The following is a 26,553-nucleotide window of genomic DNA, read 5'->3' on the forward strand; positions in this document are numbered from 1 at the left end:
GCGGCGTCGCGCGACGCCCTTTGCAAAAGGGTGAAAAACTCGGGCCGCGGATCCATGAACAGCTTGAAAAAATTGGGCAAGACCCGAAGCTCGTCCGCGCGTTCTTCAGACATCCATCTGTCCGCTACATATATTTCTGACCTATGAGTAATTATGTCAAATATAAGAAGACAGGCCGAACTGGACTATCGGGATGTCCTGCCTCCGACTGCAGTTTAAGACGCGGGCCGCCTGTTCAACGCGGCGCGATCCAAGCCACCTCGCGCCTTGTTCAGTTGCGTTAGCGGATCCTAGCCTTCGGCCTGCTTCACGGTGCACATCAACTCGGCTTCGCAGGCCAATTCGCCGCCCACGGTCGCGTTAGCCTGGAATTTCCAGATACCACGGATGCAACGCACCACGGAAACGTTCAGATGGAGTTGGTCGCCGGGGCGCACCACGCGCTTGAATCGCGCGCCGTCGATCCCGACCAAGAAATACAGCGCCCCTGCCCTCTGTTCCATGTCCGCGCCGAACGTCAGCAGGCCGGCTGACTGGGCCAGCGCCTCAATAATCATGACACCCGGCATCACCGGTTGCCCAGGGAAGTGCCCCACGAAGTACGGCTCGTCGATCGTCACGTTCTTGAGGGTTTTGATCCGCGTCTGCGGCTCGAATTCGAGCACACGATCGACCAGCAGAATCGGATACCGATGCGGCAGCAGCTCCAGAATCTTGTGGATATTGATGTCGGATGCGTTCATGGTGATTTGTCTTCGTCGTGTTTGCGTTGAGGCTGGTACCCGAGGCTGCCCCGATTCAGGGCCATTCGAAAGTGAAATTTTCCGGGCCGCGGCTCCGATAGGCCGCTTGCCCATCGCCCGCGTCAATTGGCGTGAAATTGTGTAGGACAGCGTAGAGCAAAGCAAAGATGTCAACTCGAGGTGACCGTCGCATAAGGACTCAACTCGTAAGTTGATGACTTTATTGACAGTCTCGCCGAAATAATGCTGTCACTTCGTCTATGTTCGAATAAAAGCCGTCAATTCGCATCATGCACTTCGAAATCCGAACATAGAGCATTGATTCTTTGACAATTCCCCGCACGCGATGCGCTCAGTCGCGACGTCGCGCTCCGGCCTGAGATAGGAGGAAGTCGTCGGCACCATCACGGGCGAAGCGGCGGCCCGTAGCGATCATCCGCACGCGAACGTCATGATCTCGACGCGGCGATGCGATCGGCGCACTCGTTCCGGCCGTACGCCGTCTTCCCCGGCGCATCGCCCGCACGCTACGGCAGGGCCCGCGCCGGAAGCGAAATCACGAAGCGCGCACCGCCGAGCGGCGAGTCCTCGAGTCGCACGTTTCCGCCATGCACGAGCGCGACGCGCCGCACGATTGCGAGCCCGAGACCGAATCCGCCGGTCTGCCTGTCGCGGCTCGAGTCGAGCCGCTGGAACGGTTCGAACACGCGCGCACGTTCGGCGACCGGAATGCCGGGACCGTCGTCATCCACGCTCAGCACGAGTGCACCCGACGCATCGCTCGCCGCCGACAGCCGCACCGTGCGCGACGCATAACGCGAGCCGTTGCGAATCAGGTTCAGCAGCGCGCGCGCGACGAGTTTCGGATCGCACACGTGGGTGGCCTGCGCGCCGGCCGTCGACACGCCGAGCGTGAGACCCCGATCGGCGACATCGTTCGCGACATTGCCGGCAACACTGTCGATCAGTGCATCGACGACGACTTCCATCGGTGCAAGCTCGCTCGCGCCTTGTTCCAGCCGTCCGATCGTCAGCAGCTCGGTGACGAGCTCGTCGAGTTCACGCACGTCGCGCTGCAGCCCTTCGCGACGCTCGCGCATCCGGGCGCTGTCGTCGCCTTGGGCGAGTAGCGCAAGCCCGAATTCGAGGCGCGCGAGCGGCGTCTTCAGCTCGTGCGAGATTCCGTGCATCATTTCCCGCTGCTGATTGATCGATGCTTCGATTCGCTCGGCCATGTCGTTGAACTGCTGCGAGAGATCGTAGATGTTCGAGCGGCTTGACAGCTTCACGCGCGTTGCAAGGTTCCCCGCGCCGAAGGCGCGAGCGGCATTCTGCAGCCGGCGAAGGTCGCGCCAATGATACGAGACCCACAGCGCGACGGCGAACAGCGCCGCCAGCGCGACCATGCCGTTTGCATAGATCTTGATGTCAAGGTCGGCCGGCCCGATCGGGTTCGCATGCAATACAGACCCGTCCTTGAGCGGCATGTAGTAATGCTTGCGGTCGTAACTGATTGCGATCCTGCCGGCGTCGAGGTCGCGCAGCGGCGCGCCGCTCAGTTGGCTGCGGGCGTCGGCCATCGTCGCGAAACCGAATCGCTCGTTTCCGTGCTGCGCAAGTTCGCGCAGCGCGAGCATGCGCTTCGCGCCCGGATGACGTTCGATATAGTCATTCAGCACAAACGCGTAGGTAGACAGCGCATCGCGCTGTGCCTGCGCCACGCGCTCGTAGAAAATCCTGTTGAACGAGTATTGAATCAACAGGATCGACGCGGCGCAGCACAGAATGACGATGAGATACAGCTTGATCAATGGGCGCAGCATTTATTCGTCCCAGGCAGAAGGGCTGAACAGGTAGCCGCGGCCCCAGATCGTCTTGATCCGGCGCGGCTCCGATGATGCGTCCTCGAAGCGCCGGCGCAGCTTGGAGATGCTCGAGTCGACCGACCGGTCGATTCCGTCGAACTCGATTCCGCGCAGCTGCTTCAGGATGTCGTCGCGGCTCAGCACCGTGCCGGCCGCGCGCGCGAGGATCAGCAGCAGGTTGAACTCGGCGGTCTTCAGGTCGACGAGATCGCCGCGCCACGTGACCGTGCGGTTCGGCGGCGAAATCGTCAGTTCGCCGAACACGAGCGCGGGCGGCTGCGCATCTGCGGCCGGCTCCGGTACGGCGGGCTCCACGCGGCGCAACAGCGCGCGGGCACGTGCCACCAGCACGCGCGGCTCGATCGGCTTCGTCACGTAGTCGTCGGCGCCGGTTTCGAGGCCCGCGACCTGGTCGTAGACATCGGCGCGCGCGGTGAGAATCAACACGGGGACATTGGTGAACGCGCGAATGCGCCGGCATACCTCCGTCCCGTCGAGATTCGGCAGCATCAGGTCGAGTATCACGAGCGCGGGCCGGTATTTGCGTACCGCGGCGACCGCAAGATCGCCGCGCGGCACGATCCTCACGGTAAATTCATAGCCGTCGAGGTATTCGCGCACGAGTCGCGCGAGTCGGTCGTCGTCCTCGATCAGCAGCACTCGGTGTGCGAGCGGATTCTCGTTCATGGTCTCCTCGAAATGCACGCACCGTCCTTCGTCCTGCATGTGGGCGCGCGGCGCGGAGCCCGAATTCTAACCGTCGTTCCGGCCGCACGGGCAGCGCACGACAGTCGGGAACAATCGATCACAATTGAACACACATTCACCGCAGATTCCGGACAGTCGCGCCACGCGGTCGAATCTAGACTTCGGGCTCCGCCACTCTGGTCCCGAAATTGTGCGTCCATCCCTCCGCTCCTTCCGCTCCTTCCGCGCCTTCTGCTCCTTCCGCTATTGCATGCCGCTTGCCAGCCTGACGCTCGCCACGTTGGCCCACGCCGAAAACCAGTACGCGATTTCGCTCGGCGGCGGCTTTGCCCCACGCTATCAGGGCAGCAACCAGTATCGCGCCGTCGTCGCGCCCTCGTTCTCCGCGATGTTCGGCAACGGCTTCTTCATCGACACCAGCGCCGGCGCAGGCTACCGGCTGAACCTGCCGAACGGTGCGTTCGTGTCGGCGGCAGTGGGTTACGCCGCGGGCCGTACCGACGAAAATCGTTTCGATCTGCCGGGTTCGGACCATCTGAAGGGGATGGGCCGGATTCCGGGCGCGGTGGTCGTCGGTATGCGGGCAGGTGTGAAGCTGCTGGATGGCGGCGAATTGAGCGTCACGGTCGACGCTCCGGTCACGCACACGTCGCGCGGCTTGTCCGGCCATGTCGATCTCGCGGTGCCCGTGTTCGCGGCCGGACGGCACGATGTCGTGTTGACGGGCAGCGTGCATGCGGGCACGGGGCGCTACATGCAGACCTTCTACGGCGTGACCGATGCGCAGTCGACGGCCAGCGGATTCAGGCCGTACTCGACAAGCGGCGGGGTCGACAGCGCGACGCTGTCGCTTGCGTGGAACTGGGCGGTGTCGCGGCACTGGTCGGTGCACGCGAGTAGCGGCTTCACGCGGTTGCTAGGGCGCTACGGCGACAGCCCGATCGTCCAGACGCGCAGCAACTACTATGGGATGGCCGGCGCGACTTACAAGTTCTGAAGCGTTGATCGACAACGCAGGCACGCATTGTCCGCGCGCGACGTGCCGACGCCGCCGCGGACAGCGTGCGGCAGCATGCAGTCGGCTCCGGCGTCAGGCCGGCGCCGCGACCTCGACGAGCGGATTACGCTCGCTTGAGGGCACGCAGAACCGAGCTTGGTACCACGGCTACGGGACAATCCAAGCCCGGCATACGCCGCTGCGCCATGCATGGCGATCGATGGCGCCGAGCACAGCGTTTCCATGTTGTGCACCAGGGTGGGCGCACCGAAGAGCCCGTACCCGGTGATCTGAGGGGGCCGTTGACGCGATTCGGAACGGCGGCCCTCCAGCGCATTGAGCAGCGAGGTCTCTTTCCCGCAAATATAGGCGCCTTGCCGCCCGATCCACTGAAGATCGAATCCCGACCCCTGCCACCCTGTCGCATGCGCTTGCTGCAAGGCTTGCGAGACGATTGGCGCAGCCAGCGGGTATTCCTTTCGCAGCCAGGACCGCACGCGCAATCGTTGTTCGCGCTCTGGTCAAGGTGATAGAAGAAATGCGCGGCGGCATGGCGTCGCAACTGCTTCACCTGATTTTTCATGATGGCGGTGTGCTCGCCGCCGGACATGATAGTGGTACCGCCTTCGCCGCCCTACCGGATCGACCGGAGCTGCGTCGGCGGCAATCGATCGTCAACCGCTCTCCGCAGCGGTGAAGTCGCCTGGCGGCAATGGTCGGTTCGCCACGTCCTTTGCCTCCGCGCGCGTCAGGCCGAGCGTCTGCAATACCATCGCCGCGGCCCGCTCGGGGAGCCGGCCCTCGCCTCCCACAGGCTTCCTCGCCCCGCCCGTAGCCGTGTCGGCCGCGTAGGACTCTGCCGCGATCGCCCCCAGAATCGTCCCAGTCATCGCGAGCACGCTCACGAACGGATCACCGACGACGAAGCGGCGTGCCGCGATTCCGCGCTCGCTGTCCCGCCGCAAGCGCTGGCCCAGCCCGTGGTCGAGTGCGCGCACCGAGAAACCCTCCCGCATCAGAAACTGCCCCCAGAGCCGCTCGCGGCGCGCGCGCATCAGCGTGTGACGCACGCAAACCGACACGACCTCGGCCGGATCCGACAAACCGCTCGCAAGACGCTCGAGCCCGTCCGCGAAATCGTCGAACACCCACTCCGTCAGCGCGGCGAAGATGCCGTCCTTCGATTCGAAGTGGTAGTAAAACGAGCCGAACGCCACATTCGCCGCCTCGGTGATCTCGCTGATCGCGACGTTGTCCCTGCCCTTTTCCGCCATCAGGCCGAACGCCGTCCGCAGCAAGCGCATACGTGTCGCCTGCTTGCGCCGGGCACCGCGCGCTTGCCGATCTCCGCGATACGCCGACAACCAGGCAATCAGCAAGCCCTTGATTTTTATATTAATAATTCTGGGGGCGGACCGCTAACCCTTGTCGCAGCTAGAGTGGGTTATACCGGTAAAGTGCACCGAAATACAGGGGACCCCATAGCCTCGGTGCGATCATCCGGTTGCGCGCGAAGCCGCCGGGGGCGTTGCTCGACCCAACCATCACCGTGCCTGACAGCCCGGCGAACGTCGGGCTCCTGTACTTCACCACATTGCTCGTATCAGCCGATCCGTTGGCGTGTCGTTGTCGGGGGATGCGCAAACAGGCCGCCGGCCCGCCTATCGTTCGCGGTCAGCGGCCCGATCGTGTCGGCCACGGTGTCGCATTGATGGCCGTGTCGATCCTGTTTAGCCGAGCATCGTCAAGCCAACGAGTTCTTCGGCGGGGTCGAACCTCCGTGCACTGACTACACCGCTTCGAGAACGGTCGCGATCCCTTGTCCGCCACCGATACACTGCGTGGCAAGTGCGTAACGACCATTGACACGACGCAGCAGCGTCGCTGCCTTGGCCGTGATCCGTGCGCCAGTTGCGCCGAGCGGATGGCCAAGCGCGATTGCTCCGCCGTCGATATTGGTTCGATCGGGATGGATATCGAGCTCGCGCATACATGCGATCGCTTGCGAGGCAAAGGCTTCGTTGATTTCGATCACATCCATGTCCTCGATGCGCAAGCCGGCACGCGCAAGTGCCTTGCGAGTCGCGTGTACCGGCCCCATCCCCATGATTTCGGGTTCAAGGCCCGCAATCGCAGTCGACCGTACGCGGGCCAGCATGTCGAGCCCATGCTGTCGCGCGAATGCTTCCGACGTGACAAGTACGGCAACTGCACCATCTGTCAAAGGCGAGGCGGTACCAGCCGTTACGGTACCGCCTTCCCCGAACGCAGGTTTCAGCGCAGCGAGCCCTTCGAACGAAGTCTGCGGACGCAGACAGAGATCGCGATCGATCACGGTGCCATCGGGCGTGGTAACCGACACAAGCTCATCGTCCAGACGACCTTCGGCTTGCGCGAGTGAAGCCTTGCGCTGAGACTCGACGGCGAACGCGTCTTGTTGCTCACGCGAAATAGTCCAGCGTGCCGCCACGTTTTCGGCAGTGACGCCCATTGGCGTGTACGCCTGGGTCGGAACGTCTGCATCGGGATGTTCTCTCGACGCGAAACGCGGATTCGGAGACGCCGACAAGCCGCCTTGCGGTACCATCGTCATGCTCTCGACTCCGGCCGCGATGAACGCTTCGCCGGCACCGATGGCGATCTGTCCGGCTGCCATGTGGATGGCATACATCGATGAGCCGCAAAAGCGATTCACGGTCGCGGCACCGATTTGAACGGGCAGTCCGGCGAGCAGCGATGCGATACGTGCGACGTTGTCGCCCTGAGCTCCCTCGGGATAGGCGCACCCCATCAGCACATCCTCGATCAGGCGTGGATCGATTCCGCTGCGTCGGACCAATTCGGCAAGTGCGACGGCGGCGAGATCATCCGGACGCGTTGCGTGAAAGGGCCCCTTGCGTGCAAATGCGAAAGGCGTGCGAACATAACCAGCGATGACGGTACGATTCATTTCACAATTCTCCAAATATAGCCAATCGATAATCGCAGGCCGTTGCGCAGTCCGTCACACCTCGACCCGAGTCCAGATACGTTTGGGCACCATCGTGGCCGCGCACACCAGCGCTGAACCGACCGTCCCCGCTGCGACGAAGGCAGATAGCGTCCCCATGCCGCCACCCAGCTGATTGACGGCCAACCATCCGCCGCCGGCCGCAATAAGCAAGCGAGCCGTTCCACCCAGGATTGTCCAGAATGGACGGCCGATACCCTGGGCCGCAAACGAGAGGATGAAAGACACGCCGACCAGACCGTAGAGTGGCGCGATGGTCCTCAAATAAAGGCCCCCGAAGTGGGCCGCGGCCGTGTCATGCGTGAACAGACCCAGCCAGACAGGGGGATGGATCGCGACGACCAGCCCGATGATCTGCGTGAAGCCGGCTCCCATCGCAATACCGAGCCATGTGGCTCGTCTGGCCCGCGCGATGTCGCCCGCTCCCATGCACGTCCCGACGACGGTCAGCACAGCGGTACCCAGACCGAACAGCAGCGGTATCAAGACGTAGTCGAGTCGTGAAGCGATGCCGTAGCCGGCCAGCGCAGCCTGGCCAAAACGCCCGACCACCGCGGTCAGCAATACGACCATCAGATTCAGTTGCAGCGCACCTATCGACGAGAGCGCCCCGACCCGAAGAATGTCCGAGAAGAAACGTCGATTCAGCGACGCGCGCGTCAGGACCAATCCGGCGTGCCCCCTGGCCATGTAGACCAGAAGCGCGACGGCGGCAATGCTGTAATAGAGGGAGACGGCAATACCCGCACCGGCAATGCCCAGGCCGGGTACAGCGCCTACGCCGAAAATCAGCAAAGGCGAAAGTGGAATCAGCACCAGCGCACCGGCGAAAGTCGTGATCGCGGGAATCTTGACGTTCCCGCTACCGCGCAGGGCTGCGCACAGCAAGTTGACGATCCAGACTGGTATGGCGCCAGCGAATACGTAGTTTGAATAGGTCACCGCCGCGGCGAGTCCCGGTCCCCGGCCGCCGAGTGCGGCATACAACTCGGGACCGTAGCACCACGCCAATATCGTGAAAAGGCAGCCGAGCGCCACGGCCACGACAATCGCATGCAGGACGAGCGCATCAGCTTCGCGTCGTTTGCCTCCGCCAATTGCTCGAGCCACGGCGGACGCAACGCCACCTCCAATGCCGCCGTTGGACATCATCGTCATCAACATCGAGATGGGGAAGACAAGCGACACGCCGACCAACGAATCGGTACCGAGAAAACTCACGTACCACGTCTCCAGCACGCCGACGACTGTCTGGGCGATCAATACGGCTATGGTGGTTATCCCGAGCGACAGCAGGGTTCGAAACAGGGGGCCGCCCAAAATGCGAGCGCGACGTAGCGCGCCAGCATCGGGCTTGTTTGAAGTCTGATCCATATGCCTCGTCCTTATCCCCGGTTGGACAGGAACGACAGCAGCAGCTGATTGACCGCGTCGGGCGCTTCTTGTTGCGCGTAATGACCGATTCCGGCAATCAGGTGTTTTCCCTTCAGGTTGGGCACGTTACGTTCGAGCGTCTCGTATTCGTCCTTCGCCATCTTCAGCACGCCATCCAGTTCACCCGCGATGAAGACCGTGGGCTGGAGGATGCGCGCGCCGTCCAGGAACGGCGTCAGTTCCCAGTTCCGATCGAAGTTCCGATACCAGTTGATGCCACCCCGGAAGCCCGACATCTTGAACTGTGCCGTGAAGTAGTCGAGTTCCTCCGTCGTCAGCCAGATGGGTTGCTCGTCGGGGAACACGAGACTGTCGACAAGACGACTGGCCTTGTCGAATCGGACGAAGCTGGAATGACGGTGTTTTTCACTCAAGCGAGCCTGCCCCGAGGCCGAATACAGAATGCCCAGCAAAGCGCGTCGAACGTCGGCTTCCAGCTCGCGCTCGATTCGTTCGGGTTCCTGAAAATACTGTTGATAGAAATGCTGCTCTTGCGCGAGCAATTGAAAGCGGACAGCCGGCCGCAGTGTCTGGCGCGGCAGGTACGGCACGCTCAGCAAAGCCAGTTTGCGGAACATGTCGGGACGAAGCAGTGCAGCGGGCGCTGCGACCATGGATCCCCAATCGTGCCCGACGAGAATCGCGTGTTCTTCCCCCAACGCGTGAACCAGGCCGACCAGATCCGCAACGAGATTCAGGACGTTGTATGCGTCGATTGCTTGCGATGCATCGGTGTCGCCGTAGCCTCGCTGATCCATTGCGACAACCCGGTACCCGGCCCGCGCCAATGGCGTGATTTGATGGCGCCACGAAAACCACGATTCAGGCCACCCGTGACAGAGCAGGATCAGCGGCCCGGAGCCCTGCTCCACGTAGTGCATGCGAATGCCGTTGGTATGGACGTATCCATGCTTCCAGTCCTGTCCCACTTCCGCCCCCTTGGATAAATAAGAGTATGGTCGACATCCAATTAGAGTATGAATACACTCTAAGTGTCAATGAATAGTTTTACACGGAGCGCTCAGGCGCCTGATCGATATGAGAAAGTCCAGGGAAGAGGCAAGCGAGACCCGCAAGCGGATCGTGGAAACCGCCGCAAGGGAGTTGCGCGAGAAGGGCGTGGTTGGCGCAGGGATTGCCGACATCATGTCGGCTGCCGGCTTGACCCCAGGCGGGTTCTATCGGCACTTCGAGTCGAAGGACCATCTCGTGGCGGAAGCATGCGATGTCGCCAGCGCGACGCTATACGAGACGCTCGAGTCGTTCGTGCAGGGGAAGCCGCCGCGTGAGGCGCGCCGGGAGATTGCGGAGCGTTACCTGTCGGTCACGCATCGAGACAATATGTCGATTGGCTGTCCGTTTGCGGCGCTGGGTGGAGATATGGCGAGAGCCGACGCGCGCACACGGCAAGTCGCGACGGACGGATTTCTACGTCTCGCAGGTCTCATTGCGGAACAGTTGGGAGGCGCGGAAGCGAGCAAGCGTGGCAAGTCACTGGCGGCCGCGTCAGCCATGATCGGTGCGCTGATGATGTCGCGCGTGGTCGATAACGAAGCTCTGTCGCAAGAAATACTCCAGGCCGCTCGGGATGCGCTGTGCAAATGACGCGGTAATGCCTTTTCTCGATGTCGTGAGTCGATCCACGCGCCGCCCGTTCCGGTCGCACGGAGCATCTCTTCGAGCACTGTCAGCCTTCGGATTCCTCGAGTTGAGTGATGATGTGCAAAAGGGACGCGTTCATATAGATTACCCCAACTCGCCGCAGATCTGGATGCGTACGAGAAAATCCGTTCGTCGATCGAACGCGCCAGTGAACAGCTTCGCACTCGCGTCGCCGAATTTCACCGACCGTGACCGTCGGTATTCGGTCCGTTGTTTTGAGCAGCGACGGCAGATTCTGCCGAACGAATATTTTGAGGATAGGCGTAGGCGTCTGTCGAGCCGGGGATATAGCCCGCTTTCTCCACTTGCACCAGTTGCTCACGCACTTGATCGCGGGTCAGAGACTGGCTTGTCTGCGCGAATGAAACAGCCGGTATGACGAAAGCAACCGTAACAGCAATGGCTTTGATGAGTTTGTTCACGAGCAGTGACCTCCAGAGGTTGACTTTGCTTCTGCGAGCGACCGTGTTCGCATCCGATGAACACAGTCTATCGAAGCGGCGACGCTGGGAGGACGCACAAGTCGGCAACTGGACGTTTCCTTACCTGAAACAGTGATGACAGCCTGCGCCGCAGTGAACTGGTGGCATGAAATGATTTTACGTGACTGACTTGACGCAGGATTCGGCAGGAAAGAGCCAAGTGCACACCGGCCCTGCGTCGACTTTCCGCAGCGTTCACGTGACGTCAAAAATCTGCTTCTTATACCAGGCCGCGGCATCCAGAATATCCGCCTTCAACGCCGCGCTCGCTGCTTCTGCATCGCGCTTTGCCAACGCAGCGAGTACGTTGAAGTGATGCATCACGCCGCGGTCATGCAAGGTTTCCTGAGTGGCCTGCATCCGATTCATGACTGCTGCGATGTATGGCCCACTTCGTAACCACAACTTTTCGATGATTGAAATCATGAGATCCGACTGAGCTGCGTAATAGATTGCGAAATGCATTCTCTCGTTCGCCACCGCCGCTGCCGGCACATCGGCCGCGTCGACCGCGCGGCTGTAGATTTCGTTTGCTGCCTTGATGGCGGAGAACTGAGCAGGGGTCATGCGCTCAGCTGCCCTGAGTGCAGCCTGAGATTCAATGGCTATCCGTGCGTCGATGAGCTCATCGAGTCGCGCAATCGAGACTGCTGGAACCCGGAGCGTCCGATTGGGCATCATCTCGAGCGCGCCCTCCGTGACAAGCCGGCTAACGGCTTCTCGCACCGGCATCGTGCTGGTGCCCAACGAAGCGGCGAGTCCTCTGATCGTTAGTGTTGCCGCCGGTGCAAAGCGCCCCGATCGCAGCGCGTTGCCAAGTTCGACGTAGACCCGCTCACGTAGCGCAACCAGGGGCAGGCGTGACGCCACCTGCGCGCCACCAGCCTCGGCAGGATCAACTCTGCCTGTCGTATCCACGTGCTTGGTCTTCATTGAGTTTTCCCTCTCGACACACCAACATTTTGATTAATGTGCTGACTGCCGGCATGAATTGTTGTGATCACTAATGTCGTCTTTCGGCTGCGAGTTTGGGCATAGACTGTCATTCGCCAAGTCACGGCAGGTCGCGAGCATCCAAGCCATCGCGCTCAGCGGCGCCGAGCACTTCGGCTAGATTCACGTTGATTGCCGGATGTGCCAGGTATCGATGACCAGCAGCCGACGCCGCTGCCCATCCCTGACCAGAAATCATCACCGTCGATGACGATACTCCGTATAATAGTCATAGTGATCACAGATCTCAATATGGCGTCCTCCCGGCTTTTGGAGTTCATCACACAAGGGAAACGTTGCCAAGAAGCACGCACGAACAAGACACTGCGCTATTTCATTCACCGCAATCATCACGAGGCATCGATTGGATCGAGTGTTCACCATGAGCGTGTTCCTGCAAGTCGTCGACAGCGGGAGTTTTGCGAGCGCGGCCCGGACGATGGACCTCTCCAAACCGACGGTGACACGTGCTGTGGCACAACTGGAAGCGCATCTGAGAACGCGCCTTCTGCAACGCAGTACCCGCAAGGTCACACCAACCGAGGCAGGCACCGAGTACGCCGAACGTTGTAGAGAGATACTGGCGACGATCGCCGAGGCCGATGCCCGAGCAGGTCTCGAACGAATCACGTCGGCCGGCGCATTGCGCGTTGCGATGCCATCCGCACTCGGACTCGCCCTTCTTGCGCCGCTCGTTGCGGCCTATTGCAAACAGTATCCCGACGTGTCGATCGATATTTCCCTCCTGGACCGACCGATCGATCTCGTAGAGGAAGGCATCGACGTTGCGATCGTTGTCGACAACATGCTGAACAGCGATGACGTCGTCACTCGCGAAGCAAGCAGCAGTCGGTTTGTTGCTTGCTGTGCACCGGCCTACCTGCAAGGCCCGCCCCCGCGCAGCTTTGCCGAATTGCGTGAGCAGCGCGTCCTGTGCCTGAAGCGCTTTGCCAAGAGACTATCCTCGGCCGGGTGCATGAATCTCCATGTCACTACGAACACGGCCATGCTGAGATTGCTCGCGCGCGAAGGACTGGGAATCGCGATCCTGCCCGAGTTCCTGATCAGCCGCGATTTCGCCGACGGCAGCCTGCTCAAGGTGCTCGAACACGAGGAGCTCGAGCCGATCGACATACAGGTCGCCTATCCAAGTCGGAAATATCTCCCGGCCAAGGTGATGCACTTCGTCGATATGAGCCTTGCTCGGCTCGCCACCCTCACCCCGGGCGACGTGCACCTGCCGCAGCGACGCGTTCCTTGAACCCTGCCGTACGACAGCGCCGCCATGGGTGTCCGTTCCGGCATGCGAACATCGGCCATTCTGTGCCGGACGCGCCTGCGGTGCGATCGCAGGAGATACCGTTACGGTGAGACGAGCAGAGAGAATCGGTAACTGATGCGATCTCCTGAACAAGCCGGACATTCTGCTGCGTCAGTCCATCGATGCACGCAACCGCCGAATTCACCTGATCGACCCCGACACGCGGCTCCGTCGCCGTCCGATCGATCTCGCAAACGGCACGCCTCACCCGTGCGATAGCCTGTTGCGCGGCCTCGATTGCGGCTTGCGTCTCGGCCACGATCGACGATTCCAGCTCGACTTTATGGACTGCAGCCCCGATCATGCTGCGAATTTCGCCGGCCGCGCTCGCGCTTCGCTGCGCCAGCGCACGCACTTCGGTCGCCACGACAGCGAAGCCACGACCGCCATCGCCAGCGTGGGCCGCCTCCACGGCGGCATTGAGCGCCAGGATACTGGTCTAAAAAGCAATCGATTCGATGACCGCGATGATCGCGGATGCCTGTGCCGACGCGACCGACATTTCGCCCATCGTCCGCTTCATTATCCGCATCATGTCGCAGCCAGTTTGCGTCACGCCGAAGGCCTGTTCAGCCAACGACCGCGCCGCACGTCGACGGTCGCCATCAAATCACCGCTCGCGATGCGCGCCGCCACTTCGGCGGCGGCGCTCGGGTCGCCGCCCAGCATGCGCTGCCCCCTCGTCGACCACGCGACGCTAACGATCAATGCTGCCGCAATCGCGAGCGTGAAGAGCGACGATTGGACGAGGGACTGCATGAACGCCGCATCGATGTCGTCGACATAGGCCGACGCGATGATGATCCAGCCCCAAGGCTCGTAGCGCTGTACGTAGCCGATCAGCGGCGCCGGTGTCGTCTTGCCCAGATGCGGCCAGCGATAGTTCAGATACGTGCCGCCAGCCCGCGTCGACGCAGCAGTCATCTCGTCAAAGAACGCGAGTCCGTCGCCTCCTCGATGAGGACCGCAAGCGGTACATGATTCACTCCGGCTCTGCCGAATTCCTGCGTGACGATCATGCAAAGTGCGCCGGGTGCGTTGCGCGCCTCACGGGAGAATTTCGCATGTGCGTCCCAACGCTCGGCGTGCCGCCGGTTCTGCTCCCAAGTGAAAGCGCGAATCGCGTTCCGTGCCACAGGTCGTCAGGTTGTCGATATCAGTGAGTCGACCCACAGCGACAAGGCGTATCACGCGAAGGCTGCAGCACCTTCGCGTGATACGCCTACCAACAGTCGAGGTCTTACCGCGGAGGCCTCAGTTGCATGATTTCGCGCGCTTCAGCAGGCGTCGCGACCGACATGCCGAGATGATCTATGATGGTGCGCGCTCGCTCGACCAGCTGCCCGTTGGTTGCGAACACCCCGCGGCTCAGGTACAGGTTGTCTTCAAGGCCGACGCGCACATTGCCGCCGAGCAATGCGGACTGGGCAACCATCGGCATTTCGTCGCGCGCGATACCGAATGCCGCCCACTGCGCGTGGTCCGGAATCAGGTTGCGTTGGTAAAGCATCGTCTCGGTCGTGGCCGGCGCCCCCCAAAGGACGCCCAGCACCATCTGGAACAGCGGCACCCCATCGATCAAACCATCCGAGATCAGCGATTTGCCGAACAGGATGTCGCCGGCGCTGAACACCTCCAGTTCGGGCTTGATGCCAAGCTCCTGAAAGCGCCTTGCCATTGCACGCAACGTGCGGGTCGTGTTCAGGTAGACGAACTCCAGCTTGCCCTCAACCTGGTTACCGGTCGTGATGTCGAGCGATGCGATTTCCGGCAAGCACGCCTCGAGGTGACGCACGCGCTCGGCAACCGGGATCACGTCGCTTTCGGGCAGCGCGCGCGCCTCGTCCTCCGGGTCCGGCAGGAAAAAGGCGCCGAGACCGCACGTCAGGTTCAGTACGATATCCGTGCCCGACTGACGCACGCGGTCGACGACTTCCTTGAACAGCTTCGGATCGCGGCTGCCGCCGCCCGTTTCGGGATCGCGCACGTGAATGTGCGCCACCGAAGCGCCCGCCTTTGCCGCCTCGACGCACGCATCGGCGATTTGCGCCGGTGTAATCGGCATCGCCGGATGCTTCGGGTTGAAAGGCGCATTGCCGGTGACCGCACAGGTCAGGATGACTTTTCTGGACATATCAGTTTTCCCATTCAACATTGCCGCTGACGGCGATCAGTTCGCCCGTGACCTTCGACGCCGCACGGGAAGCGAGGAACAGGACCATCTGAGCCAGATCGTCGGGCTGCACCTTGGAGCGCAGGGAGATGAATTTCAGGTAATCGGACTCGACCTCGTCGACGGTGCGTCCGCTTTCCGAGGCGATCTGGGCGACGATGCGCTGCATGCGCGCGTTGTCGATCATGCCCGGGAGGATCGCGTTGCAGCGCACGTTGAAAGGCCCGAGCTCCCGGGCGGCGTTCAGCGTCAGCGATTCGACTGCCGCCTTGGACACGACATAAGCGGTCCGCATCGGCAGGCGCGTACGGGTCGAGCCGGTGGAGAAATTGATGATGGCGCCATGACGGTTGCGCTTCATCGCGGGCACGACATGTTTCATGAACTGGAACATGCCCCCAAGGTTGATATCGAACGTCTCGCGCCAAGCGTCGTCACCAATGTCTTCCAGCGCGGCGCGGGGCCCGGCGACGCCCACGTTGTTAACCAGCACCGACGCATCGCCGAAGGCGCGCCGGGCATCTTCGACGACGTGCGCGACCTGCACCGGATCGCCGACGTTTGCCACGGTCCCGGTCATGCCGGGATTTTCCGCAAGCGTGGCTTTGACGGCGTCGGCGCGCACGTCGCAGATATGCACCCGGTCGCCACGTGCGATGAACTGCTCCGCGATCACGCGGCCAACGCTGTCCGCGCCGCCGGTGACGATCACTGTTTCCTGCATGGACATCCTCCCAATCCACGGCGCTCGCCACGTTTCCCCAGGCGAGCGCCGTCGTTTATTCACATCGCGCTCCGCAGCCGCCATGGCTCATGGCAGCGACACTGGCGTCATTGATTTTCAGAGACCGGCGGAGATGCCTTCGTCCATCAGCAAGCAGCTACCGTGCATCGCGCGCGCGGAATCTGATGCGAGAAAAGCGATGGCGCCAGCAATGTCCGTCGGCTCGGAGAAGGTCCGCGTGCTCGGCGTGCGGGCCGCCATGAAATCGCGCAGGCCTTGCATCCCGGGATCGTTGCGAATGTCGTCGTTCATGCTGGTCGCGGTATTGCCGGGGGCGACGCAGTTCACGTTGATGTTTTCGCGGCCGAGTTCGCAGGCGAGCGCACGGGTCATCATCACGATGCCGGCTTTGGTCGCGCAGTAAATCGCGTAGGTACCAAAACCCGTGAGCCCCGCAACCGATGCGACATTGACGATCCGGCCGCCACCATTCGCCTTCAGGCGGGGTACCACGGCGTTGATCGTGTTCCACGTGCCACGCAGATTGATGTCGATCATCTGATCGACGTCCTGCAGCGCGGCACTACCGGCCGGCGTCGGCTTGAATACGCCTGCCGCGTTAACCAGTGCGTCGATCCCGCCGAAAGTGTCGACCACGCTATCCACCAGGCTTTGTACCGCCCCGGCATCGCGTACGTCGCAGGCAAAGCCAGTTGCATTTCCCCCTTCCGCACGAATCGCGGCTGCAACTTTCTCCGCCTTCGCCACATTCGAGCTCGCCACGACCGCCACGCGATAGCCGTCGCGCGAGAGGCGATGCGCCACTGCTTCGCCGATTCCGCCGGATCCCCCCGTTACTACCACCACCTTGTCGTCAACACTCATCACCTACCTCCTCCCGGTTCAGGTCATTACACCGACCGCCGGACCCATTCGAGCGCGGCGACCACTTGCCGAAAGGCTATGCTTTTTGTGATCACAGATCAATATAAATTTAACTGCCCCATAGAGCTGACTCCATTTTTCGTGGATTTTATAGGGCTAACCCTGACAAACTGCACAATGCGTCAATTTCCACTTGTGATCACAAAAAACAGAAATTATGCTTTGGCGCAAGGATGGCCGATCGGCGCACAAGACGATCGACGAATCCGCAATTTGTCTATCAGGAGAGGCTCATGCGTTTCGCAGTCGATACCGGGGGTACGTTTACCGACCTTATCGTCGAGGATGACGACGGTGGTCTTCACATGTTCAAGTCGCCGACGACACCGGCGGACCCGATCAGCGGCGTGCTTGATGCGTTGCAGGTTGCTGCCGACGGGCTCGCGCTCGATCGCATGACGATGTTGCGCCGTGGCGAGATGTTCATCTACGGCACGACCCATGCGATCAACGCGATCATCACCGGCAGTACGGCGCGCACTGCGTTGATTGTGCCGGCGGGCCACCGGGACATCCTGACGTTGCGCGAGGGAGGACGACTCGAGCCGTTCAATTTCACCGTCCCTTACCCCGACCCGTTCGTGCCGCGTGCGTTGACATGGGAAGTGCCGGGCCGGATGCGGGCCGATGGCAGCGAGTTGCACGCGCTCGACGAGAAGGCGCTCGAGAAAATCTGTGCCGAAATGCGGGATGCGGGCGTCGAAGCCGTGGCGGTCTGCCTCTTGTGGTCGGTCGTCAATCCGGCACACGAACTGAAAGTCGGCGACTTGCTCGCGAAGCACCTGCCTGGCGTGCCGTATACGCTGTCGCATCAGCTCAATCCGATTCCCCGCGAGTTCCGTCGGGCGTCGTCCGCCTGTATTGATGCGTCGCTTAAGCCCATGATGCGCGCCTACATGCACACGCTGGTCGACCGCCTTAGCGAGGCCGGCTTTCCGGGACGAGTCGTCGTCGTTACGTCGCAGGGCGGTGTGATCGACGCCGCGCACGTCGCCGAGGCGCCCATTCACCTGATCAACTCCGGACCGTCGATGGCACCGGTATCGGGCCGCTATTTCGCTCAGGCGGATGAGCAGGCCGACACGGCCATCATCGCGGACACCGGCGGCACGACCTATGACGTGAGCCTCGTGCGACGCGGCCGCATTCCGTCCTCACGTGAGACCTGGATTGGCGCGCCCTACCGCGGCGTCATGACGGGCTTTCCGTCCGTCGACGTCAAAAGTGTCGGCGCAGGGGGCGGTTCGATTGCCTGGGTCGACGATGGCGGCATGCTGCACGTCGGACCGAAAAGCGCGGGTGCCGTGCCAGGCCCTGTGTGTTATGGCCGCGGAGGGACACAACCGACCGTGACGGACGCGTCGCTCGCGTTGGGCTACGTCGATCCGGACTTTTTCCTGGGCGGCTCGATGAAGCTGGATGCTCAGGCATCGCGCGACGCCATCGAGCAATTCGTGGCGACGCCGCTGGGCCTGTCGATCGAAGAAGCGGCGGCCGCGATCATCACGATCGCAACGGAAAACATGGTGCAGGCGATCTTCGACATCACCATCAACCAGGGTATCGACCCGCGTGAGGCCGTGTTGATCGGCGGCGGCGGGGCCGCGGGTTTGAACTCGGTGCTGATTGCCCGGCGCCTCGATTCTCCGCGTCTCGTCATCCCGCAGGTGGGGGCAACGATGAGCGCCGCGGGCGCGATGATGTCCGAATTGACATCGCAGTTCTACGCAACGCACTTTGCCCGTAGCAGCGCATTCGACTACAACGGCGTGCGCAGCGTGCTGGCGGGTCTCTACGCCAAGTGCGTGGAATTTATCGAGGGCCCCGGCAAGGGTTCGTTCGAACAGACGATCACCCTGCTCGCCCAGGCACGTTATCCGGAGCAGGTGTGGGAACTCGAAGTGCCGCTTCGCGGCTTCACGATCGAGACAGCGGAAGACATCGAAGCGCTCATCGAAGGTTTCCACCAGGCTCACGAAGAAGTATTCGCCATTCGCGACAGCGGTTCCCAGATCGAAATCGTTGGCTGGAGCGCAAACGTCTCGTGCCGGATTCGCAAGCAGGAAGGTGCCACGCTCGCCAACTCGAGCGCGAAGGCTATCGCGATTCCGCAGCGCAAGGCCTACTTCGCCGGCAAGGGTTTCCTCGACAGCGCCGTGGTCCGGTTCGAAGCAATGCAGCCTGGTGAGCCGGTATCAGGACCCGCCATCGTCGAATCGTCATTTACGACGGTGGTCATCAATCCGGGCTCGGTTGCCGAGCGCCGCCCGAGCGGCAGCCTGTCGATCATCCCCGGGCGCGATTAATCGAGGAGAACACACATGAACCAAGCGAATCACCGACCGATTACCGATGGCGTCCAGCTCGCGCTGCTGACCAATCGCCTCGAGGGCGTCGCCCGCAAGATGGCCAACACCCTTCTGCGCAGCGGCCGCTCGGGCGTGTTGAACATCGCGCGCGACTTCTCGTGCTGCATCGTGACCGCCAATTGCCAGTTGCTTGCGGCGGCCGAAAGCCTGCCCATCCACGTGCTGTGCGGCCCGGACATGATGGCAGCGTCGATGAAGTCGTTCCATCCGGAACTGCGCCGCGGCGATGCATATCTGCACAACTCGCCGTACCACGGCTGCTCCCACCCCGCGGACCACACGATTCTCGTGCCCGTGATGGACGACGACGGCGTGCATCGCTTCACGGTTGTCGCGAAGGCCCACCAGGCCGACTGCGGCAATTCGGAGCCGACCACGTACATGGGTTCCGCACGCGACGTCTACCACGAAGGCGCACTGATTTTCCCTGCTGTGAAGGTGCAAGAGAATTACAGGAACATCGACGACATCGTGCGCATGTGCAAGATGCGGATTCGTGTCCCTGAACAATGGTGGGGCGACTATCTGGCGATGATGGGCGCGGCCCGCATCGGCGAGCGCGAATTGGTGAATCTCGCGCGGGAAATCGGCTGGGACACGCTGGACGACTATGCGCGCGACTACCTCGACTATTCCGAACAACGAATGATCGGCGCGATCAGGAAGCTCGCTTCGGGTCAGGCGACCCGCTCCAGCACGCACGATCCGCTGTTTCCCGGCATGCCACCAGAAGGCGTGACGATCCAGGCCACCGTGACCGTGGACGCCGAGAAAGGACGGATACAGGTCGACTTGCGTGATAACCCGGACTGCCTGCCCTGCGGACTGAATCTGAGCGAAGCGACCGCACGCACGGCGGCAATGGTCGGCGTGTTCAACAGTGTCGAGCACACCGTTCCGAAGAACGCCGGGGCGTTCCGGTGCATCGACATCCTGCTGCGCGAAAATTGCGTGGTGGGCATCCCGCTGCACCCGACGTCGTGCTCGGTGGCGACCACCAACATGGCCGACCGCGTCGCCAATTCGGTACAAACGGCAATGGCCGAAATGGACGAGGGTGCGGGCCTCGCGGAATGCGGCGCCGTGATTCCACCTGCCATCGGCGTCATCTCGGGTATCGACCCGGCGACAGGCCACCGTTTCATCAACCAGCTTTTCCTCGGCTTCACCGGCGGCGCCGCGGGACCGCATGCGGATGCGTGGCAGACCATCGGGCACGTCGGAAATGCGGGCCTGTGCTTTCAGGATAGCGTCGAGCTTGATGAAATGCGCCATCCGCTTCTCGTCCGGACCCGCAGCTTCGTGCAGGATAGCGAGGGCGCGGGCCGCCACAACGGCGCTCGCAGCATGTACGTCGAATTCGGCCCGGTCGGCTGCGACATGGAAGTCGGCTACGTCAGCGACGGCACGATAAATGGCCCTAGAGGCGTGCGAGGCGGCCTGTCGGGTGCGCGCTCCAAGCAGTTCAAGCGGCTGAACTCGGGCGAGCTCGTCGAGCTTCCAGGTGGCGCCATGCTTCACCTGGCGGATGGAGAGACGGTCCTTTCGTACTCGTGCGGTGGCGGCGGTTACGGGCGCCCCGAATCCCGCGACCCGGAGCAAGTTCGTCGCGACGTGGCTGAGGGCTACCTGTCACGTGAGCGAGCCCGAGCCATCTTTCGGGTGGCGCTCACGCCCGCCGGGAAGGTGGATGCCGGAGCAACGGCCGCGTTGCGCGCCGCCGCGCCCGAAGCGGTCGCCGCTTCCGCCGGGGCATGACAATGATGCTGACCTATCAGGGCGTCGAACCGACAGTCGGCCCCGCATGCTTCGTTGCGCCGAATGCGATCCTCGTCGGCTCCGTCCGGCTCGAAGAGAAAGCGTCGGTCTGGTTCGGAGCGGTTCTGCGCGGCGACGTCGCGGCGATTCGCATCGGCGCGACAAGCAACGTACAGGACGGGGTCATCATCCACGCCGACCCTGGCTTTCCCGTCGATATTGGTCGGGGCGTCACCGTTGGCCATGCGGCGAAGCTGCATGGTTGCACGGTCGAAGACGGCGCACTCATCGGGATCGGAGCGACCGTGCTCGACGGAGCCGTCATCGGCAAACATGCGCTGATCGGGGCGAACGCGCTCATTCCACCGGGAAAGGTTGTTCCCGAGCGAGCGCTCGTGATGGGGTCGCCTGGCAAGATCGTCAGAATGCTGACGGATGATGAAGTCAAGGAACTGGCATGGGCCGCGGAGGAATATGTGCGTATCTCGGCGGAATTTTTGCCAGCGCCGGCCGTCCTGCCTGGCTGATGTCTAATGACAGCCGGCGCCATTCAGCGCCGGCTTGTTCCGCCTCCCGCCGGTGATTCGCAAAACCGAAGGCGAGATCTACTTGCGTTTGCGCGACTTGGCCGGTACGGGCTCAAGAGCGCCCTCGACAAAGAGTTGGCGCTTGTACCATTCCGCGGCATCGCGGATATCGGCCTGCACTGCAGAATTGGCGGCATCGGGATCCCGCTTCGCCAGCGCCGCCAGGATGTTGAAGTGGTGCATGACGCCTCGGTCATGCAATGAGTCTGCGGCGATGTTCATTCCTTTCATGACCGCTGCCAGGTAGGGGCCGCTCTGGAGCCACAACGTTTCGATGATCGACAGCAGGAGCTCCGACCGGGCGGCACGATAGATGGCGAAATGAAGCTGCTCGTTCGCGGCCACCGCGGCCACCATGTCGCCCGCATCCAGCGCGTGACCGTACGCTTCGTTGGCCGCCTTGATCCGCGAGAATTCCGCAGGGCTCATCCGTTGCGCGGCAAGCGCGGCCGCATGGCCCTCGACGTTGGCGCGTATGTCGATCAGTTCATCGAGCTTGTCTGGCGAGATGATCGGCACGCGCAGGGTGCGGTTCGGCAACATTTCCAGCGCGCGCTCCGTCACCAGTCTGCTGACGGCTTCGCGAACCGGCATGGTGCTGGTGCCGAGCATATCTGCAAGGCCACGGATGGTCACCATCGTCGCCGGAGCGAAGCGCCCCGCGCGCAGTGCATTGGCCAATTCGTCGTAGACGCGCTCGCGCAGCGCGACATTGCTCAGTTTTGATACTGCGGGATGGTCGTCTTCATTCGACGGAAGCGGTTTCTCCGTGTCGGTAATCAGACTGTCCATATGTGCTCCGGTAGTGATCTCGAATCACGCGTGACTGCCCTCAAAAGGCAATCAGATGGGTCGCGCGACGACTGATCTTACCTGATTTTGTGATCACATGGAGTCGATCGACAGTTCCCGACGCAAGAGTCGGGCCGCCTCCGCGCAGTGTCTCAAGCCGGCCGATCCGGGGCGATGTGACTTGCCCGTCGCCGCGCCGCGCGCTCAGCCCGTAGCCCCCTTGCGCCTGTCACCGACAATCAGACTGGCGTTCTGGTGAATTTCATTGTGTGCGCCTGTCAGTGAGTGTCGGCGTTGCGCCATGCGCGGGGGCATTTGTTCCAGCCGCTAGCGGTCAGTCGACTGCAACATCGCGCGATACAGCTGACGCACTGGGCGGCTATCCTCGTAATTTCGCTCCTTGATCACACCAAAGCCACGAATCGATGACGGCACCCGCAGTAACTCGATGGCCGTCTCAAGTGTCCGGGGCGCGAGGCTTTGAAGCACCAGGCTGATGTCTTCCTCGAATTCAACGATCATCTTGCGTTCGATGACCCGGTCCAGCTGGCGGCCAAACGGGTCCAGTGGTGTGCCCCGCAACACCTTGCCGTACTTGATCATGCGCAGCAGCGGGTCGAGCCACGCGGCGCGCAGTGCAATCTTTTTTCTGCGTCCCGTTTGGGAGTCGCGTCGAGTAAGCAGGGGCGGTGCCATGTAATAGGTCTTCTTGCCAGCGCCATCGAATGCATCGGACAGAAAGGAACGGAAGCTGCCATCGGTATGAAGTCGCGCCACTTCGTACTCGTCCTTGTAGGCGAGAACCTTGAAGTAGTTGCGGGCGACAGCTTCCGTCAGCGCTCCTGCGGCACCGGTCACGCGGCGCTCCGCTTGCTGCACGCTGTCGACACGCGCCTGGTATCGACGACCATAGGCGGTGTTCTGATAACGCTCGAGGTCGCGCACGCGATCCGCCACGAAGCGTTCCCATTCGAACGGACCCGACTCCCTCGTCGGCGTGCCGGATACCTGCTCGATGACACGCGCGTCATGCGCCAGCACGCGCCCCCAGAAGAACGCTCGCGCATTCATCTCGACAGCGGTGCCGTTCAATTCAATGGCTCGCCCGATCGCGTCTTCCGAGAGCGGAATCAGTCCCAGTTGGTACGCATAGCCCACCATCATCATGTTCGATGCAATTGCGTCGCCAAAAAGCGTCTCGGCCGCACCGGAGCCGTCCCAGAAAAATGCCGGTGCACCGCCAGTCGCGCTTTCGATCGCGGCCTGATGAATCGCCTGGCTAACCGGCAGGTCGCCGTCGCGCACGAAGTCCGAAGTCGGTGTAATGCGTTCGTTCACGACCGCCCGCGTCACGCCAGAAGCCACGCGTGACAGCGCGCCGGCGGACGCCGCGACGACCGCGTCACAGCCGAGCAGAACATGGGCGGCATGCGAGCCGATCCGGGACGTGAGGATCCCGCTTCGGCTGCTCGCAATCTGTACGTGGCTGATCACAGCCCCGTTCTTCTGCGCAAGGCCGGTGAAATCCAGTGTGGACGCGCCCTTGCCTTCCAGATGCGCGGCCATGGCGAGAATGGCACCGATCGTGACGACGCCCGATCCGCCGATACCCGTGACGACAATGCTGGCGTGGCGCTGCATGGCCTCCGGCACAGGCGCGGGCGCGGGAAGTCTCTCGCGCCACTCGGCTTCGATCGCGCCGATGCGCTTGTCGTCCGGACGTTTTGGCTGCAGTCCTTCGACCGTGACGAAGCTCGGGCAGAATCCCTTGATGCACGACGTGTCCTTGTTGCAGCTCGACTGATTGATCGCGCGCTTGCGGCCAAGCTCCGTTTCGAGCGGTTCGATCGCAATGCAATTCGATTGCGTGGAGCAATCGCCGCAGCCTTCACAAACAGCGGGGTTGATCACGACGCGCTTCGGCGGATCGATCAGCGTGCCGCGCTTGCGGCGCCGACGCTTTTCGGCAGCGCAGGTTTGATCATAGACGATGACGGAAACGCCCTTGGCTGCGCGCAGGGTTCGCTGGAGCGCGTCGAGCGCGTCTCGATGCTGCACTTCGACATTCGCCGGCAACCGGGATTGGCCCTCATACTTTTCCGGTTCGTCGGTCACCACGACCACCTTCGCCACCCCTTCGGCAACCACCTGCTCTACGACGCGCCGGACAGTCAGGCTGCCTTCGGCTGGCTGCCCCCCCGTCATCGCAACCGCATCGTTGAAGAGAATCTTGTAGGTGACGTTCGATTTCGCCGCGATCGACTGGCGAATGGCAAGGCTCCCCGAATGCTGATATGTCCCGTCACCAAGATTGACGAACATGTGCGGGATGTCCATGAACGAGGACATCCCGATCCACTGGACGCCTTCCCCGCCCATCTGGCAGAACGTCGCGGTATCGCCGGCTTCGCCCAATGCCATGATGTGGCACCCGATGCCAGCCGCGGCGTACGAGCCGTCCGGCAATCGGGTTGACGAATTGTGGGGACACCCGGCACAGAAAAACGGCTTGCGGGTGAGCAGTTCCGCATCCTTGCTGATCGCAAGCGGAATGACGCGCGCGCCGCCGCGTTGAACCGGTGCGACAACCGGGGCTGCCGGTGTCAGCTCGACCTGGGTGTGCGCGAAAAATCGCTTGAGCGCAGCCACGATCTGCTCCGGCGCGAATTCCATCGCGGCCGGCAACAGCGGCCCCGCTTCCCCCAGATCCTTGCCGAACACCGCGGGACGATCGTCAGCCCGCACATTGAACAGTGCGTCCTTGATCTGCCGCTCGACGAACGAGCGCTTCTCCTCAACTACGATCAGTGCCTGCATGCCGCGTGCAAATGCGCGCAAGCCTTCCGCCTCGAGCGGCCAGATCATGCCGATCTTGTAGATACCGATGCCCAGGCGTGTCAGCTCCGTCGGCGAGAGCCCGAGGGTGTCCAAAGCGGTCAGTACATCGCCATGTGCCTTGCCCACCGTGACAATTCCCACACGCGCTCCTTGCGGGCGTACCAATGCGCGATCGAGCGGATTCGCCCGGAAGAATGCGAGTGCGGCGGGCAAACGCTCATCGAGCACGCGTCGCTCGAGTTCGCTACGTTCGGCTGGCCAACGAAGATTCGGATCGTAGTTGAAGCCCCGGCCTGCCGGGGCTTGAATGTCCGAGGGCAACCTGAAACGAGAGGCCGAATACGCTCGATGTCCGTGCACCGTCATCGAGCGGCCGCTTTCGACCGTCTCGGTGATCGCCTTGAACGCGACCCACAGGCCCGAAAAACGCGACATGGCGTAGCCCGTCAAGCCGAACTCGACATATTCCTCGACGGACGCCGGGAAGAGAATCGGCATCATCGCCCCTTCGAACACATGGTCCGTCTGGTGCGGGAACATCGATGATTGCGCGGCGTGGTCGTCGCCGGCGACCGCCAGCACACCGCCATGCCGCGACGTGCCGAGGATGTTGGCGTTGCGGAAGACGTCCCCGGTGCGGTCAACGCCCGGGCCTTTGCCGTACCACATCGAGAAAACGCCTTCGACACGCTTGCCGGGGAACGCGTCGACCTGCTGAGCCCCCCACAGCATGGTCGCGCCCAGGTCCTCATTGAGGCCCGGTTCGAAGCGGATGGCGTGCTCCGCGAGCAACTTCTTCTGACGCCACAACTCCTGATCGAATCCACCCAGCGGCGAACCGCGATAGCCCGATACCAGCCCGCCAGTGTTGATGCCCGCCGCACGATCGCTACGCGCCTGTTCAAGCAGGATTCGCACGAGCGCCTGGGTCCCGGTCAGGAAAACGGCGCCGTTCTCCCGCCGGTAGCGATCTTCAAGACGGTACTCCATGTCGAGTTGGCGCTCGACCTCGACTGCTCGCATGTTCATTGTCTGTCTCCGCTGCTGTGATAGGTGGGATGCGAGCCATTTTAGGTAGCTGATAGCGGCGATTTGTGCCAAACTCGACCATCGAATTGCTCATTTTTAGCAAGATCAGCCGGATATATCACT

General features: G+C 62.2%; 24 protein-coding genes and 2 pseudogenes. 7 read left to right on the forward strand and 19 right to left on the reverse strand.

Annotated features, from left to right (window positions below):
* Window positions 1–140 (forward strand): annotated as a pseudogene (locus DID96_RS31920) (IS630 family transposase); the annotation flags it as partial.
* A 150-nt stretch (window positions 141–290) separates the two neighbouring features.
* On the opposite strand, the gene fabZ reads toward DID96_RS31920, so the two are convergent.
* The 3 genes and pseudogenes from fabZ to DID96_RS31935 all read right to left on the reverse strand — a co-directional run bounded on the left by fabZ (window position 291) and on the right by DID96_RS31935 (window position 3,295).
* A complete protein-coding gene (fabZ, locus tag DID96_RS31925; protein ID WP_124603205.1) occupies window positions 291–743 on the reverse strand; it encodes a 3-hydroxyacyl-ACP dehydratase FabZ in 453 nt (150 codons plus the stop codon).
* Between the two features lie 530 nt (window positions 744–1,273).
* Window positions 1,274–2,566, reverse strand: a pseudogene (locus tag DID96_RS31930) (ATP-binding protein); the annotation flags it as partial.
* Window positions 2,567–3,295, reverse strand: a complete 729-nt coding sequence (locus tag DID96_RS31935; protein WP_124603207.1) for a response regulator transcription factor — start codon at window positions 3,293–3,295, stop codon at window positions 2,567–2,569. It lies immediately after the preceding pseudogene.
* A gap of 271 nt (window positions 3,296–3,566) precedes the next feature.
* Here DID96_RS31935 and DID96_RS31940 point away from each other — a divergent pair, with 271 nt between their 5' ends.
* Window positions 3,567–4,313, forward strand: coding sequence for a MipA/OmpV family protein (locus tag DID96_RS31940; protein WP_124603208.1), 747 nt, complete (start codon window positions 3,567–3,569; stop codon window positions 4,311–4,313).
* Here the strand turns inward: DID96_RS31940 and DID96_RS31945 are convergent.
* The 5 genes from DID96_RS31945 to DID96_RS31970 form a co-directional block, all read right to left on the reverse strand.
* Window positions 4,301–4,810, reverse strand: coding sequence for a hypothetical protein (locus DID96_RS31945; RefSeq protein WP_260464080.1), 510 nt, complete (start codon window positions 4,808–4,810; stop codon window positions 4,301–4,303). The genes DID96_RS31940 and DID96_RS31945 overlap by 13 nt on opposite strands.
* Before the next feature lie 177 nt (window positions 4,811–4,987).
* On the reverse strand, window positions 4,988–5,617 hold the full coding sequence (locus DID96_RS31950) for a TetR/AcrR family transcriptional regulator (RefSeq protein ID WP_124603210.1): 630 nt from the start codon (window positions 5,615–5,617) through the stop codon (window positions 4,988–4,990).
* A gap of 485 nt (window positions 5,618–6,102) precedes the next feature.
* A complete protein-coding gene (locus DID96_RS31960; RefSeq protein WP_124603211.1) occupies window positions 6,103–7,263 on the reverse strand; it encodes a thiolase family protein in 1,161 nt (386 codons plus the stop codon).
* A 54-nt stretch (window positions 7,264–7,317) separates the two neighbouring features.
* A complete protein-coding gene (locus DID96_RS31965; protein WP_124603212.1) occupies window positions 7,318–8,697 on the reverse strand; it encodes an MATE family efflux transporter in 1,380 nt (459 codons plus the stop codon).
* 11 nt (window positions 8,698–8,708) lie between these two features.
* The gene (locus DID96_RS31970) at window positions 8,709–9,686 is read right to left on the reverse strand and encodes an alpha/beta fold hydrolase (RefSeq protein ID WP_221624627.1); all 978 of its coding nucleotides are present in this window, start codon (window positions 9,684–9,686) and stop codon (window positions 8,709–8,711) included.
* Window positions 9,687–9,795: 109 nt separating this feature from the next.
* Between DID96_RS31970 and DID96_RS31975 the strand changes: the two genes are divergently transcribed.
* Window positions 9,796–10,362 (forward strand): TetR/AcrR family transcriptional regulator, encoded by a 567-nt coding sequence (locus DID96_RS31975; protein ID WP_124603213.1) that lies wholly within the window; start codon window positions 9,796–9,798, stop codon window positions 10,360–10,362.
* A 236-nt stretch (window positions 10,363–10,598) separates the two neighbouring features.
* Here the strand turns inward: DID96_RS31975 and DID96_RS31980 are convergent, their stop codons facing one another.
* Window positions 10,599–10,841, reverse strand: a complete 243-nt coding sequence (locus DID96_RS31980; RefSeq protein ID WP_185732436.1) for a DUF4148 domain-containing protein — start codon at window positions 10,839–10,841, stop codon at window positions 10,599–10,601.
* A 255-nt stretch (window positions 10,842–11,096) separates the two neighbouring features.
* Window positions 11,097–11,834 carry a GntR family transcriptional regulator gene (locus DID96_RS31985; protein WP_124603215.1) on the reverse strand — a complete coding sequence of 246 codons (738 nt, stop codon included), beginning with the start codon at window positions 11,832–11,834 and terminating at the stop codon, window positions 11,097–11,099.
* 442 nt (window positions 11,835–12,276) lie between these two features.
* On the opposite strand from DID96_RS31985, the gene DID96_RS31990 reads away from it, so the two are divergent.
* Entirely contained in the window at window positions 12,277–13,155 is an 879-nt protein-coding gene (locus DID96_RS31990) for a LysR family transcriptional regulator (RefSeq protein WP_124603216.1), read from the forward strand.
* Here DID96_RS31990 and DID96_RS39645 read toward each other — a convergent pair.
* From DID96_RS39645 to DID96_RS32020, 7 genes are all read right to left on the reverse strand, one after another.
* A complete protein-coding gene (locus DID96_RS39645; RefSeq protein WP_185732437.1) occupies window positions 13,112–13,627 on the reverse strand; it encodes a methyl-accepting chemotaxis protein in 516 nt (171 codons plus the stop codon). The two genes, DID96_RS31990 and DID96_RS39645, sit on opposite strands and share 44 nt — an antisense overlap.
* A 27-nt stretch (window positions 13,628–13,654) precedes the next feature.
* Window positions 13,655–13,792: a hypothetical protein gene (locus tag DID96_RS39445; protein WP_185732438.1), complete on the reverse strand. Its 138-nt coding sequence runs from the start codon at window positions 13,790–13,792 to the stop codon at window positions 13,655–13,657.
* Window positions 13,768–14,238, reverse strand: a complete 471-nt coding sequence (locus DID96_RS32000) for a cache domain-containing protein (protein WP_260464081.1) — start codon at window positions 14,236–14,238, stop codon at window positions 13,768–13,770. The genes DID96_RS39445 and DID96_RS32000 overlap by 25 nt, the downstream gene beginning before the upstream one ends.
* The gene (locus tag DID96_RS39650) at window positions 14,136–14,351 is read right to left on the reverse strand and encodes an acyl-CoA dehydrogenase family protein (RefSeq protein WP_124603218.1); all 216 of its coding nucleotides are present in this window, start codon (window positions 14,349–14,351) and stop codon (window positions 14,136–14,138) included. Before DID96_RS39650 ends, DID96_RS32000 begins: the two co-directional genes overlap by 103 nt.
* Window positions 14,352–14,455: 104 nt before the next feature.
* Window positions 14,456–15,349 carry a 3-keto-5-aminohexanoate cleavage protein gene (locus tag DID96_RS32010; protein WP_124603219.1) on the reverse strand — a complete coding sequence of 298 codons (894 nt, stop codon included), beginning with the start codon at window positions 15,347–15,349 and terminating at the stop codon, window positions 14,456–14,458.
* A 1-nt stretch (window position 15,350) separates the two neighbouring features.
* Window positions 15,351–16,118: an SDR family oxidoreductase gene (locus DID96_RS32015; protein WP_260464082.1), complete on the reverse strand. Its 768-nt coding sequence runs from the start codon at window positions 16,116–16,118 to the stop codon at window positions 15,351–15,353.
* Between the two features lie 111 nt (window positions 16,119–16,229).
* Window positions 16,230–16,997: an SDR family NAD(P)-dependent oxidoreductase gene (locus DID96_RS32020; RefSeq protein ID WP_124603220.1), complete on the reverse strand. Its 768-nt coding sequence runs from the start codon at window positions 16,995–16,997 to the stop codon at window positions 16,230–16,232.
* Between the two features lie 293 nt (window positions 16,998–17,290).
* On the opposite strand from DID96_RS32020, the gene DID96_RS32025 reads away from it, so the two are divergent.
* From DID96_RS32025 to DID96_RS32035, 3 genes are read left to right on the forward strand one after another with little or no spacing between them, the layout of a single operon-like run.
* A complete protein-coding gene (locus DID96_RS32025) occupies window positions 17,291–19,363 on the forward strand; it encodes a hydantoinase/oxoprolinase family protein (RefSeq protein WP_124603221.1) in 2,073 nt (690 codons plus the stop codon).
* Window positions 19,364–19,378: 15 nt separating this feature from the next.
* The gene (locus DID96_RS32030) at window positions 19,379–21,184 is read left to right on the forward strand and encodes a hydantoinase B/oxoprolinase family protein (protein ID WP_124603222.1); all 1,806 of its coding nucleotides are present in this window, start codon (window positions 19,379–19,381) and stop codon (window positions 21,182–21,184) included.
* A gap of 2 nt (window positions 21,185–21,186) precedes the next feature.
* Window positions 21,187–21,711, forward strand: a complete 525-nt coding sequence (locus tag DID96_RS32035) for a gamma carbonic anhydrase family protein (protein ID WP_124603223.1) — start codon at window positions 21,187–21,189, stop codon at window positions 21,709–21,711.
* A gap of 78 nt (window positions 21,712–21,789) precedes the next feature.
* Here DID96_RS32035 and DID96_RS32040 read toward each other — a convergent pair whose 3' ends face one another.
* Window positions 21,790–22,563, reverse strand: coding sequence for a GntR family transcriptional regulator (locus tag DID96_RS32040; RefSeq protein WP_124603224.1), 774 nt, complete (start codon window positions 22,561–22,563; stop codon window positions 21,790–21,792).
* 327 nt (window positions 22,564–22,890) lie between these two features.
* On the reverse strand, window positions 22,891–26,430 hold the full coding sequence (locus tag DID96_RS32045) for an indolepyruvate ferredoxin oxidoreductase family protein (protein WP_260464083.1): 3,540 nt from the start codon (window positions 26,428–26,430) through the stop codon (window positions 22,891–22,893).
* Window positions 26,431–26,553: the final 123 nt, after the last annotated feature.

Source organism: Burkholderia sp. Bp8963, from assembly GCF_003854275.1.
Taxonomy (GTDB): domain Bacteria; phylum Pseudomonadota; class Gammaproteobacteria; order Burkholderiales; family Burkholderiaceae; genus Burkholderia.

Excerpts from the sequence above, each read along its gene's own strand:
- fabZ (WP_124603205.1), bottom strand. The coding sequence starts at position 743 with ATGAACGCATCCGACATCAATATCCACAAGATTCTGGAGCTGCTGCCG.
- DID96_RS31935 (WP_124603207.1), bottom strand. The coding sequence starts at position 3,295 with ATGAACGAGAATCCGCTCGCACACCGAGTGCTGCTGATCGAGGACGAC.
- DID96_RS31940 (WP_124603208.1), top strand. The coding sequence starts at position 3,567 with ATGCCGCTTGCCAGCCTGACGCTCGCCACGTTGGCCCACGCCGAAAAC.
- DID96_RS31950 (WP_124603210.1), bottom strand. The coding sequence starts at position 5,617 with ATGCGCTTGCTGCGGACGGCGTTCGGCCTGATGGCGGAAAAGGGCAGG.
- DID96_RS31960 (WP_124603211.1), bottom strand. The coding sequence starts at position 7,263 with ATGAATCGTACCGTCATCGCTGGTTATGTTCGCACGCCTTTCGCATTT.
- DID96_RS31965 (WP_124603212.1), bottom strand. The coding sequence starts at position 8,697 with ATGGATCAGACTTCAAACAAGCCCGATGCTGGCGCGCTACGTCGCGCT.
- DID96_RS31975 (WP_124603213.1), top strand. The coding sequence starts at position 9,796 with ATGAGAAAGTCCAGGGAAGAGGCAAGCGAGACCCGCAAGCGGATCGTG.
- DID96_RS31985 (WP_124603215.1), bottom strand. The coding sequence starts at position 11,834 with ATGAAGACCAAGCACGTGGATACGACAGGCAGAGTTGATCCTGCCGAG.
- DID96_RS31990 (WP_124603216.1), top strand. The coding sequence starts at position 12,277 with ATGAGCGTGTTCCTGCAAGTCGTCGACAGCGGGAGTTTTGCGAGCGCG.
- DID96_RS32010 (WP_124603219.1), bottom strand. The coding sequence starts at position 15,349 with ATGTCCAGAAAAGTCATCCTGACCTGTGCGGTCACCGGCAATGCGCCT.
- DID96_RS32015 (WP_260464082.1), bottom strand. The coding sequence starts at position 16,118 with ATGTCCATGCAGGAAACAGTGATCGTCACCGGCGGCGCGGACAGCGTT.
- DID96_RS32020 (WP_124603220.1), bottom strand. The coding sequence starts at position 16,997 with ATGAGTGTTGACGACAAGGTGGTGGTAGTAACGGGGGGATCCGGCGGA.
- DID96_RS32025 (WP_124603221.1), top strand. The coding sequence starts at position 17,291 with ATGCGTTTCGCAGTCGATACCGGGGGTACGTTTACCGACCTTATCGTC.
- DID96_RS32030 (WP_124603222.1), top strand. The coding sequence starts at position 19,379 with ATGAACCAAGCGAATCACCGACCGATTACCGATGGCGTCCAGCTCGCG.
- DID96_RS32035 (WP_124603223.1), top strand. The coding sequence starts at position 21,187 with ATGATGCTGACCTATCAGGGCGTCGAACCGACAGTCGGCCCCGCATGC.
- DID96_RS32040 (WP_124603224.1), bottom strand. The coding sequence starts at position 22,563 with ATGGACAGTCTGATTACCGACACGGAGAAACCGCTTCCGTCGAATGAA.
- DID96_RS32045 (WP_260464083.1), bottom strand. The coding sequence starts at position 26,430 with ATGAACATGCGAGCAGTCGAGGTCGAGCGCCAACTCGACATGGAGTAC.